The following is an 11747-nucleotide window of genomic DNA, read 5'->3' on the forward strand; positions in this document are numbered from 1 at the left end:
GATTTTCCGTTATTGATTTATCAGTTGTAAAATATTATGATTAAATTAGTGTAGATGAAAATTACAGCTAATCTTCTGGTGTCTATTCTAGAGCAGTCCCATAGTGCGATTGCAATTTATGATAGCATAGACCTAAATATTGCTTTTGTTAGCCAAGGTATGCTGGATATCTGGTGTGTGGATCGGTCCATTCTGGGGCGTAGTTTTTGTGCATGCTTTCCTAATTTTAAAGAAGAAGGTTTTTCATCTATTTTGAAAAACGTATGGAAAACAGGAATTGTCTATCAGGCTGAGAATACACCCGCAAATATTGTTCATGAAGGGACGAAGACACTGCGGTATTTTAATTTTGAATATAGGCCATTGCTTGACAAGGAGGGGGAAACCTATGCTATTTTGCATACGGCAAGCGATGTGACTGACCGACATCTTGCTTACAAAAATGTGGAAGAAAAGCAAGAGCAACTTATGTTTAGCCGCGAATTGGACGTGCTCGCTAGCACATTGGCACATGATCTAAAAAATCCATTGTCTGTTTTGAAAATCGGGAATAGTTTTCTGAGCAAAAATGTGGGTGTTTCGGTTAAGGTAAGTGAAAGGTGGTTTGAAGCCTTTGCGGCATCTATTCAAAATATAGAAAGTATTATAAATCAGACATTGCAGCTTGGCAAGATACGCAGTGCCGAGAAAGAAGTCACGTGTGTGGCAATGGATAAAAAAATAGGGAATTGTATTGATGAAATTAAACTGGTATATCCCGACAAACAAATAGAAATCAAATTAGGAGATCTATTTCCTTTGTATACGGATGGCGGAATCGTTTATCAGGTTTTTATAAATCTAATTGGTAATGCCGTTAAGTATGCAAAAAAATCAGGCGAGTCTTTTTTGCATATTTACAGTGAAAAAGCTGATAAAGGAGTAGTATATTATCTCGAAGATAATGGTATTGGAATTCCGGAAGACGAGTTGCAGAAGGTTTTTCTTACAAATGAACGGGCGAGCAATGCTTCCAAGATTGCTGGAACGGGAATCGGACTGGCATTGGTTAAACATCTAATGGAACGTATCGGTGGGACGATTCACTTATCGAGCGAACTTAACAAAGGTACCGTAGTTCGCTTATTTTTTCCAGTTTGATCGCGAACGCCAGGAGTTTAAGGCACCGGTCTTTCTATCGAAGAAATCGAAAAACTGTAATCAAATACTTTTAAAGTTTATAGATATTTATTTTGAGCCATTTCCGAAAGGGAGTGGCTTTTCATTTTAAAGATGATCTATGCTCAAAAAAACTCCCCATCCATCGAGTGATGCGGGTGTCGAACTGTCCCCCGATTTTATCGTATCTCGAAGAAGGTTTAAATAAGATAAGCCAGATGCATATACCGGAGCATGCTGGAACTTAGACTTGCAAATTGAAGCCCTTCAAAAAGCAGGTTGCGAGAAAATCTTTGAGGAAAAAATATCAGGCTCGACAAAGAATCGCTGAGTTAGATAAGATGATCGAACAGTTTAGAGAAGGAGATGAACTGTATGTTTGGCGACTTGATCGATTGGGTAGAAGTCTAAAACATATTATTGATTTGGTATTGTCGCTAAGTGAAAAAGGTATCATCATAAAGCCCAATGCAATATCATGGATGTATGATTTTTAGGTACGTAGTTGTATGGTTTTTTGGCGATGATGCCCCGTCTCTTCTTTGAGGTTGTATTTTTATTACTGAATGTTAGCACTCATTTTTGGGACGAGCGGTCTAATTTTAGGGGTGAATGCCGAATATGTGGGATGGATAGGGATGTTTCTTTATTTATAAGCGCTGGGACAGATGCCGGTCTGTTTCCGAAAAAAAGCTGAAAAATTCTGCTGGGACCCATATCCGCAATAGTTTGAAACTTCCTTGACCGAATGCCCTGCAAGAAGTAAATCTTTTGCTTTTTGAATTATAAGCGTGTTCCAGGTCTGTCTGGGAGTCTCACCATAGACGGTTTTGTACAACTTATCCAATTTACTGATGTCAATCTTTAGCTGGTCGGCAATAACCTGTATCGAACAAGTGCTAAAAGTCTGCATAACCTGATCCCTAATCATTCTCTTGGCCCTTTCGGCCAGGAACTGATCGGGATCTATCTTTTCATAGTGTTCAAAATTTTTGTAGATGGCGATATCAAATAGGTCATAGACAAGTTTTACCGCCATAGCTTCATTGTCTTTATGATAATTGAAAAAATGCTCTTCAATTCTAGATAGCTGATAGCTTGTCTTTTCTTTGATGGGCCATACTGCACTTTGATAGAGTCGCTTTTTGTCGCGGAGATGTGCGGTACTGAATTTAAATAGAAAATGGTCTTCTTTAAATATGGCTGACCGGATATATCCTATATCGACCAGAACACCGTAGATCAAATATTCTCCCTGCACCAGAAGCATTTGCATCTTCCCTTTGGGAATGTAGGCATAAGTATCATATCCAGCAGGCAGCTGCAAGTGACTATTATTTACTGCATGTTCTATTTTAATGGTCGAAACGGAATGTCTATTATACAGCAGATGATAATCGGATTTATTGGTTTGCACGGACAAGTGAAATGTTCCTTGCACCTGAGCCTGCAAGCGATAAAATATAACGCTATGGTAATCAATATATTCTTCTATCAATTGGATGTTCGCATCCTCATAGCGCTGTAGTTGGGAATCGGGCAACTTAGGTGAAAAGGCTTTTACTTGCCTGGTAAATTGGGCCACCTTGGGCAATATAAAATGAAACGTTTTGATCATTAGATATGCAGTTAATCAGGTTTTATAAAGGGCTCAATCTATGTTTATAAAAGTAAAATCGAGGTTTGAGAAGTAGCTAAAAAAATGATAGATGACGTATTTCTGAGGAAATCATGCACAAAATAAGGGATATCTGACCTCTTTCCCTGTTCTTTAGTTCATCACTGTCAATTTGCTTTCTTTTTTTGTAACCTATCATTCTTTTTCTTTTTTTGAAGGATTTCAGCCACATTTGATCGTTAGCTCATACAATTTTAGTGCATGTACAGCCAACGGGAGTGGCCTGACCCGTATCGTTGCAGGCCGGTGTTTAATTCAAATCAACATGAACGAGAACATGCAGACAAGTGATCAGATCGTCAATCTAGGGTTGACTTTGTCTCAGATGATGCAGCTATTTCCGGAAATGGGAGATGTTGTTGACGATGAAAAATGCTGGGTAGAAATACCGTAACCTTAATTCAGCATCGCTTTCTTCCTGAAGGCGATGCTGTTGACTGATTGAACAAGAACCTAATTTTTTTTAAACCACAATTTAAATGAACAATAACCAATTGACCAAACCGTTTTGGTTTGCCAACGTATGGAATTTTTTTCCGGAATTTACTGTCGAAGATCTTGAACTAAATTACCTGAGATGGAGCGCTTACCGACAGTCTTTTGCCAAGATGCTGGAATCTGTCCAACTGGACCAAATGCTGGATGCCACGTGTCTTGAAATGCTTCCAACTGATCTTACCGGCATTGTCATCTCTTTTCATTATGGCCCATACCGTCTGATACCGCGCTATCTGCTTGCGGCAGGCTATAAAATTACTGTATTGGCTTCGCACAATATTATTAAAAAGGAAGAGAAAGAGACTGAACAGCTGCTGCAGTATAACAATCTCGAAGCAGACAGCCTGCGCTATATCGATGCTTCAAGACGTACCGTGCTCAAAAATGTACTTTCGGACTTACATGAAAAGCGTTTGGTCTTGGTATACCTTGACGCGGACGAAGGGGCAAATCGCTTGGCTGCCAAAGAGCCCCGGGCCCTGTTAAAGGTCCCCGTCGCAGCTAGTAGACTGTATTTCCACGCGAGTATAACACAGTTTGCCTTCCGGTTTCAATTACCCCTTTCTTTTCTACTGATGGAAAAAAATGTGAATAATGGCCTGTGGAAGCTCGCTTTATTAAAAAGACTGAACTGTAAAAGAGGGGAGCAACCTAACGGGTTTATGAAGAGGTTTAAGGGACAATTAAACAAGGTGATCACTGGGATTGTTATGAAGGATTGGACGGCATGGGAAAACTGGCCCTTGATTCATATTTATCATCCGGATGTTGAGGATAGAACGGTCGTTTTTACAAGATACGCTCCGGTGCGTAATGCCTATATCTGTACACGGGCGTGCTTTCTTTTTCGACGTGAAAAACCGGGAATTTTTCGAACTAAAAAACGAGAAATTTGCTGAAAGGGTAAAAAGTATAAAATCAAGTAAATGAGGTGCTGTATAATTTCTTGATAAGGATGATGTTTCCTTTTAGCGAAATATTATTTTTAATTAATTTATTATTTACGTTTTGTTTTTTGTAATTTAAGTGTTCAAAGTACATTAATTATGGGGGAAAAATAATTTCGCCAATGTTTTAAAGAGGAGATAATGGAAGATAGACGGCCCAAAATAACCCAGTTTTTCACGCGTAGATACATCTTATTTTTTATCGGAACAGGATTCTGGCTGCTGCTGCTGCTCAAAATGAATATTCATGTATGGCATCGATTGACCATGCGACATCTATTGGCCTTGACCGGACCCTACCTGTTTTCATTTACGCTCTATTGGCTTGCCATAAAAGTATTCCAAATGAGCGGTTTATATGGCAGGCTGCTCGTGGTCTTGTTGGCTGGTGGTTGGTATTACCTGAGTATGGACTTTTGGGTATATTATACCTATTCATGGCTCCCGGCGCATGGTGTTTCTTTTATCGGTAAACTGACCGATTACCATTTGATGAAATTTCATAATCGTATTGCGATAGGCAATTTATTGGCACTGGAAACAGCCTTGCTTGTACATATCGTTTATAACTATTGTTCCTTTCGGCTAAGATTTCAATTGCTCACAATGGAATTGGAGGTCGGCAGGCTGGCGGGACGTCTCTCCAAGCACTTTGTGAAAGAATGGATCAAGATCGCGCAGCAGAATAAATTGCTGCACCGAAACGATACACTGGAACTATTCCGATATATCATCGCAGTGACAGCAAACCGAAAAGTCAAAGTAGCTATTGCTGAAGAATGGAAGCAGCTCAAGGTGATGGCCTCCTGTTTTACAGACCGCCTCATGCTATTTAAGGGGGAAGAAGTGCTCCTTGCAACCGATTGGAGCCGCTCTATCATTGCTGCATCGATGCTCTCGTGGTTTGAAAATGCGCTGAACTACAGTCCGCCGGGAACACAGGACCAAATTATCATGGAATGGACCCGGGTAAATGGTCAGTTGCATTTCCAGATGATCAATTATGTCTGCAGAAAGCGCTCAGAAGGGCATACAGGGGAGGGCAATAAGTTGCTTCGGGAACTATTTGCTGCGGTATTGCCCGGAGCCTATCGGATTGAATATCGGGAACAACATTCCATTTTTAGTGTTCAGCTAACGCTGCTCCACAACTACCGGAAAGCGATTTAACGGAGTATTTTAAAAAATAATAGCGTATGCCAATAATTCCTATTCTTATCGTTGAAGATTTTCGACCTGATGCTGAGAAATTAAAAGCTCTTTTAGAAAAAACAGATTTGGATCTGCTAATTGATGTGGCGGATAATAAAAAAGATGCGTTGAAAAAAATCCACTCCAGCAAGTATGATGTACTCTTTATGGATATTGTGCTGAATCGGAGCGCTGAGGATACTGTGCTCAATGGAATGGATCTTTATGAGTCTATTGATGCGAAGAGAAGACCCGAGGTCGTATTTGTGACGGAGCATGAAGCGTTTTCGCTGCGCTCTTATCGTTTGGATGCAGCGGACTTTATGCCCAAACCGGCTACATTTGCGATGGTCTGTAGGGCGCTAGAAAATGCTTTTCGACGTTTGGCTGTTCCGATCAATCTCACGTTTAGGCCACAACCTGAATTTGCCTTTATCGAAATGTCTGATAAAATGTGTCAAAGGGTACAGTTCAGTGATATTTATTTCGTGCAGAAAGTGAAAGGGGACAATGAACTGGCTTTTTTCGAAAGAAATATGCGATTGGATGGGTTTGGCAAGCCAGTGCCGAGAAAGGCAAAAAAGACCATAAAAGAAATTGTCGATTTTCTACCGGCAACCGAATTTGTTCAGGTGGATCAATCGACCCTAGTCAATATGAACTTTATTGTTTCCTTTTTGAAGAATAAAATTGTGATGAGTGAGGGTCCTCAGCGCTCGTTTGCCGTGACCCGTAGCTATATCAAGGAACTTCGGCAGAAGCTGCACGTGTTTGAATGAGCAGACGGATAAGTAGGGAGGGATGAATTAAACTGAATTAATAAACCGAATGATAGTTTAAATAAACAAAGATTATGGAAAAATTTTTTGAAGAAGTTCGATCCGAATTACGCGAGCTCGTACAGGCTGTGCAGGTAATCGCCACGGAAGCGCAGCATTTAAGCCAACACCTGGCCGATAGCGCGGTGGAAATATTGGATAATACCGATCTTAAGGCATTGCTGCATATACGGGATACTAAATTGGGGCAAATCAAAGGCCAGCTCCCGATTTACAATCTCGACGGCAAAGATTATTACTTTAAAAATGAGATTGCAGCTCACATCAGGGCAAACCCCAAAAAGCAGAAATAGCAAAGGAGATCTAATTGCCCGGATTTTATATGGACCGGATCTGGGCAATTATGTGCTTCACCCTAGCCTCGCACAAGAAACATACTACAACAACTAAAGGATGACCCTTTCTAAGCCCTTGTTAAGCACAAGGATAACATAAGCCAGGGGCATCTCGCCGCCACATACCGTTGGATTCATCTGTTTAACCGTTTTTAAACATTTTCCGTCAGATTTAACCGTATTTCCCCGCATCTGTCTGACGCTATTGACATCGCTTGATTTCGAGTGCATATTTGTATCGTCAAGGCAATGATGGGCGCCCTTCGTTTTGACAATAGACAGATTATTTAACATTTAGAAACAAACGTAATGGCAAAATCAAAAGGTAATATCGTCATGGAGGGAGCATCGGGGACAGTAGGCAAGATGCTCGTATTCCGGCAACGTGGCAATCAGACAATCATTGCCCGCAGACCGACTTTTCAAAATAAGAAAGCACCCACAGTTAAACAGCTTGCTGTACAGAATCGCTTTATTGATGCATCGTTGTACGCCCGTACGGCGATACAGGATCCTGACCTAAAGGCGGCCTATCAGGCCAAGGCAAATATTAATCAGACGGCCTATAATGTAGCCTTTAAAGATTACTTTACGGCACCGGTCATTCGTCGTTGGGACGATAGTGGTTATCAAGGCAACGCCATGGATCAGATCTTGTTTATGGTGAAGGACGTGATGAAGGTGGTGAAAGTAGAGGTCGGGATTTTCGATGCAAATGACTTGGAGCTGGAGGTAGGGATGGCGCAGGACATGGACGGACAAGGGATATCGTGGATGTACCAGGTGCAGGCCGATAATCCGAATTTCGAAAATGCGAAGTACCGGGTTACACTGACGGATACGCCCGGGCATGAATATACGTATGAATTAGTATATGGCAATCCGTAAGGTATGGAGCTGACACTAAAACGTTTTCGGCAGGGGAATAATAGTACCCTGTCCGAACTCTACATCGACGGAACCTTCCAGTGTTATGGTCTTGAGGACACCGTGCGCGATGTAAAGATAAAAGGTCGGACAGCTATTCCCGCGGGAACCTACAAACTCGGGATCAACAGGACGGGCGGCATGAATACCGCTTACAAAAAGCGTTTTCCGAATATGCACGAAGGTATGATCGAGATTAGGGCTATCCCCAATTTCAGTCTCGTTTACATCCATATCGGCAATACGCATGACGATACGGAAGGCTGCCTGCTGGTCGGAACCTATTTTCATAAAAGTTATGACGACTGGGGGGTATATCAATCGGCCGAAGCGTATAAGCAGTTGTATAGGACAATTATTGAACAGGTAAAAATTGGGCAGGTCATCTTAAAAATCGAGAATAAGTTTTCGCGATAGGGCTGATCAATAACACGTAAGATCAATGAAAAAAATCGTAAATAAAATCGCAAAGGTCCTGCAGGTAATTCTGCTGGCACCTGTTAAATTGCCAAATAAGGCGTTGAATGTTGTTAAATATATCGCGCTAGGGCTTGGCATTGTGGAGTCCGTTCTGGAAAAAGATACGGACAGAGCGGCGAATGAAAAGACTGCTGCTTCGGCAGATTTGCCGGACGGGACCCGACAGGGCGATGATTTGGATAAGGATAAAAAAGCGGTCGAACGGAACCGCAGGAAGGGGGGAGCCGATGCGCTGGAGTGATATTAAACTTTCTACCATTGGTGGAACCGTTTGTGGGGTCTGGGCATCATTTTCAGTGGGCGGGCTACTGTACAGTGCATTGACAGCGCTTGTGGGGACACTCGCCAGCTTTTTGTTGAGCCGGTTGTTAAATCGTATGTTCAGGAGGAAATAGAATTTAGGCATCTGCATAAGCAGGTGCCTATGCCTTTAAAATCAGGTATCCTTACCTCATTTTGTAAATCGCTGTATTGGGAAATGATTGTATTAATTCATGAAGCTCATTCCTTAAAGAGTGACCAGAGGAAATTTTATCATAGTTCAAAATGACATTCGTCAGATTTGATGGCCAAGCGTAACTAGTTATCAAAATTCTATCAAACGCTTTTATTGAGGCAAAAAGGAGACTAAATTGATGCGCTAAGATTACCTGATACTTAAACCAGATCAATTTTCCTGTTTCAGATGTTCCATTTCTTCGATCAGCTCGCCTGCTGTCTCTTGCTTCAATACCCTCATGACATAGATCTCATTGACAAAATTGACTATAGCGACCAAGATGGGTGTTGCAAATAGTAGACCTAAGGGGCCTGTGAGTGTGCCCATTAACAACTGAAAAAAGAGCACCATAGCAGGCGGTAAGGACAGCATTTTCTTTTGGACAAAAGGTGCGAATACTGCAGATTCTATCATTTGAACGCCAACGAAAATAGCGATAATATACAAGGCCGTTGCGGGGCCATCCAGCAGACCGACCAATGCAGCTGGTACGAGTGCCAGTGTTGGACCTAAATTGGGAATGAAGGTCAACAGTCCTGCAATCAAGGCCAAAATTAACCAAAGGTCGATACCTAAAATAAGCAATGATATCGCGGTAAGTGTAAAAACAAAGAGCATATCCAACAGCTGTACTTTCAACCATATCTTCAGTTGCTCACCTACTTTATCTAACACCGTTTCGACGGTTTGCTTGTTTTGATCTGGAAAGAGGCTGAGGATGCCGATCATATATTCTCTGGGGGAGATCATAATAAATATGCCTAAAAATAGGAAAGCGTAAAGGTCTCCAAAAAAGCCAAAGGTACCGCTGAACACCTGTGGCAGATGCTGAATGATGGTATTCATCTGATCTTCGGCACTGTCGATGTTGTCGATCAGATAAGAGCCCCAGTTTGTATTGGCAAGGTAACGCTGTAAATTGTCAATCATTTCGGGTAATGTGGCAGCAAGTTCTTTATATTGGGTTACCGCAGTATTGCCAATAAAATAGGATATGCCACTACAGAAGACAACCACCCAAACGATAGCGAGCAACAGGGATACCTTGGTATGCCAGCCTGTCCATTGTCTTATTTTGGCAGAGATGGCATGAAAAAGTATAGAAAATAGTATTCCACCGAATAGCAAGAGTAACAACGTGGTTGCTTTGACGAATAGAACGGTCATCATCAAAAAAAGTAACACAACGATACACACTGCTGCAGTTTTTTTGTAAATAGAAGTCATAGGCAATTTGAGCATAAAAATGAATTTGTTTTCTACGAAATACGGATGATTGAAATAAAGAGTGACCTCTACAGATAACATGCTACCGTTAGGATTTGTTTCAATAGATCGTAAAAGGTGGTATTAGTTGATGCACTTACTGGACGCACGGCCTTTCTATACCAATTGATGGTTTGGCATCATTTAGTTGTGCAAATTTCTCAGAATTTCTTCGAATTTTTGCACGCCAGGAAAGCCTGTTAGCTGATCTTCCAATTTTCCATGCTTATTATAAATTAAATAAGTTGGAATCGATGAAAAGTTCATTTGTTTTTGTAGTCGTTCCATTTGTGCTGATGAGAGATAATAATGATATCCTGCTATACTTTTGACTTGATTGTTCCACAAAGTCCGTGGAGAGGATACGTCTGCTATATAGACAAAGACGACATCTTTATATTTTTCTTTTACCGGTTTAATTTTGTCCATAGCACTTATACAAGGCCCGCACCAGGTGGCCCAAAAATCAATAACTATACTTTTAGCTGGATATTTTTTTATGATTTCGGAAAGTAAATCCCCCTTGTCGAGACGAGACCAGTCATAAACTCGTCCTGTATCCTGAGCAATCCGGAGCGTGTTGATATTATTTTGGTACAAAATATAATCAGAAAACGATTTGTCTTTAAAATATCCAATAATATCCTTAGTTTGTTCATCCGAAAGATATTTATTTCTGGCGATTTGATCCAAATAGGCATTTGCTAACATAATATCATAGAAATAACCTCGAGAGTATCCTAATAAGGGATTTAGTATAGCGACAGTCCTATTCATCCAATCTTGTAATAAAATATGATCTGTAGTAGGCAAGTTTAGCACACTATCAGCCAAAAGGGATTTGGTTAATTCATTATAATAGTTTGATAGTAGGTAGTCTTTATTATTGAGGTCGAGGTCCCTCAAGAAGGTGTAGTAGTCTAAATTAATTTTATTTTTAATTTTGGCTTTTTCTTTATCCATACCCGCATTCACATTATCCAGATACATCCCATTATTTGGATCCAATAAGAACATTCGGGCGTATACGGTAGCATATGTTCTTTGCAAACTTTTTTTTGAATCTTCAGCTAAAGGAGCATTGTTAATCTTATCTATCTTTTCTCTCATTGAAGACAATGCATTATCGCGATAGGTGTTAGGTTCAAATACATATTTATCTGAAGTATGATTATCGTTGAATATGCTTCTAAATAGATTTTGTATAACTTTTGTTTCCCGAAATATCGTCTTGTAGGGGCCCTTATACTGAATATCAGGTGGGGCGCTAGGTTTGAAATTAAAAATTACTTGGGTAGAATCATGTGGAAGAAGAAATATGTATCGCTCGATACTATCTATTTTCAAAATCGCTGATGTCAGCTTAAATGATGGAATTTTTAAGAGCGTATCAGCATTTCCCAAAATAGGAATATTGATATCATAATAGCTGGTCAAATTACTAGTCAACGTTAATTTGAAAAATCGTGGCTCTTTACTCGTGTTTCCTCTTATTTCAAGTTTAAGATACGACTCTCCGAAACTCTCCCCATTTTTTTCCAACTTATTTTGTGCATTTACATGAATCGTAATGGCGCAAATTAAGGAACATAAAAGTATTTTAAGACAAGTTCTATTTTTCATTCGATTATCCATGATATGGAGATTATTTAGAGGATATTTTTTTTAACATTCCACTCAAAACGTGTTCCTTCAGCACCAATATAAAGCGGGTTCTCCATTTTGTCCAGTTAGGGTCTCGTGTCTCAACATCGATAATACTATTAAATTGCATATTTTTTGCGATTTGAGTAAACTAGCTGTATAATTTATAATCTTTTATAATTTTAAAGATAGTTATAATCGCTCAAATCTATTATAGATGTAATTATTTATTTTCGTCTATACTCATCAACTTCGATATGAGTATCCTTTTGAAAAAAGTTGATA

14 protein-coding genes are annotated in these 11747 nt (G+C 40.2%); 10 read left to right on the forward strand and 4 right to left on the reverse strand.

What is annotated here, in order from left to right:
• Positions 1-54: 54 nt before the first annotated feature.
• Both VXM68_RS06265 and VXM68_RS06270 read left to right on the forward strand, forming a co-directional pair.
• The gene (locus VXM68_RS06265; RefSeq protein WP_367210775.1) at positions 55-1140 is read left to right on the forward strand and encodes an ATP-binding protein; all 1086 of its coding nucleotides are present in this window, start codon (positions 55-57) and stop codon (positions 1138-1140) included.
• Positions 1141-1451: 311 nt separating this feature from the next.
• Positions 1452-1655 carry a recombinase family protein gene (locus VXM68_RS06270; protein WP_367210776.1) on the forward strand — a complete coding sequence of 68 codons (204 nt, stop codon included), beginning with the start codon at positions 1452-1454 and terminating at the stop codon, positions 1653-1655.
• Positions 1656-1804: 149 nt separating this feature from the next.
• Here the strand turns inward: VXM68_RS06270 and VXM68_RS06275 are convergent, their stop codons facing one another.
• Entirely contained in the window at positions 1805-2776 is a 972-nt protein-coding gene (locus VXM68_RS06275) for a helix-turn-helix domain-containing protein (protein ID WP_367210777.1), read from the reverse strand.
• A gap of 325 nt (positions 2777-3101) precedes the next feature.
• Here VXM68_RS06275 and VXM68_RS06280 point away from each other — a divergent pair, with 325 nt between their 5' ends.
• From VXM68_RS06280 to VXM68_RS06300, 5 genes are all read left to right on the forward strand, one after another.
• On the forward strand, positions 3102-3230 hold the full coding sequence (locus VXM68_RS06280) for a hypothetical protein (protein WP_293956111.1): 129 nt from the start codon (positions 3102-3104) through the stop codon (positions 3228-3230).
• A gap of 85 nt (positions 3231-3315) precedes the next feature.
• A complete protein-coding gene (locus VXM68_RS06285; protein WP_367210778.1) occupies positions 3316-4233 on the forward strand; it encodes a hypothetical protein in 918 nt (305 codons plus the stop codon).
• Positions 4234-4422: 189 nt separating this feature from the next.
• The gene (locus tag VXM68_RS06290) at positions 4423-5451 is read left to right on the forward strand and encodes a hypothetical protein (protein ID WP_367210779.1); all 1029 of its coding nucleotides are present in this window, start codon (positions 4423-4425) and stop codon (positions 5449-5451) included.
• Positions 5452-5477: 26 nt separating this feature from the next.
• Entirely contained in the window at positions 5478-6251 is a 774-nt protein-coding gene (locus tag VXM68_RS06295) for a LytR/AlgR family response regulator transcription factor (protein ID WP_367210780.1), read from the forward strand.
• A 74-nt stretch (positions 6252-6325) separates the two neighbouring features.
• Positions 6326-6604: a hypothetical protein gene (locus VXM68_RS06300; protein WP_367210781.1), complete on the forward strand. Its 279-nt coding sequence runs from the start codon at positions 6326-6328 to the stop codon at positions 6602-6604.
• Positions 6605-6697: 93 nt separating this feature from the next.
• Here the strand turns inward: VXM68_RS06300 and VXM68_RS06305 are convergent, their stop codons facing one another.
• Positions 6698-6877: a hypothetical protein gene (locus VXM68_RS06305; RefSeq protein ID WP_367210782.1), complete on the reverse strand. Its 180-nt coding sequence runs from the start codon at positions 6875-6877 to the stop codon at positions 6698-6700.
• A gap of 78 nt (positions 6878-6955) precedes the next feature.
• On the opposite strand from VXM68_RS06305, the gene VXM68_RS06310 reads away from it, so the two are divergent.
• The 3 genes from VXM68_RS06310 to VXM68_RS06320 are packed head-to-tail and all read left to right on the forward strand — an operon-like array spanning position 6956 to position 8294.
• Complete coding sequence (locus VXM68_RS06310) at positions 6956-7534, forward strand: hypothetical protein (RefSeq protein WP_312365311.1); 579 nt, start codon at positions 6956-6958, stop codon at positions 7532-7534.
• Between the two features lie 3 nt (positions 7535-7537).
• Entirely contained in the window at positions 7538-7990 is a 453-nt protein-coding gene (locus VXM68_RS06315; protein ID WP_367210783.1) for a DUF5675 family protein, read from the forward strand.
• A 25-nt stretch (positions 7991-8015) separates the two neighbouring features.
• Entirely contained in the window at positions 8016-8294 is a 279-nt protein-coding gene (locus tag VXM68_RS06320) for a hypothetical protein (RefSeq protein ID WP_367210785.1), read from the forward strand.
• A gap of 426 nt (positions 8295-8720) precedes the next feature.
• Here VXM68_RS06320 and VXM68_RS06325 read toward each other — a convergent pair whose 3' ends face one another.
• Positions 8721-9794: an AI-2E family transporter gene (locus VXM68_RS06325; protein ID WP_367210786.1), complete on the reverse strand. Its 1074-nt coding sequence runs from the start codon at positions 9792-9794 to the stop codon at positions 8721-8723.
• 168 nt (positions 9795-9962) lie between these two features.
• Entirely contained in the window at positions 9963-11441 is a 1479-nt protein-coding gene (locus VXM68_RS06330) for a TlpA family protein disulfide reductase (RefSeq protein WP_367210787.1), read from the reverse strand.
• Positions 11442-11747: the final 306 nt, after the last annotated feature.

Origin of the sequence: Sphingobacterium sp. R2 (assembly GCF_040760075.1) — a bacterium.
Lineage (GTDB): Bacteria > Bacteroidota > Bacteroidia > Sphingobacteriales > Sphingobacteriaceae > Sphingobacterium.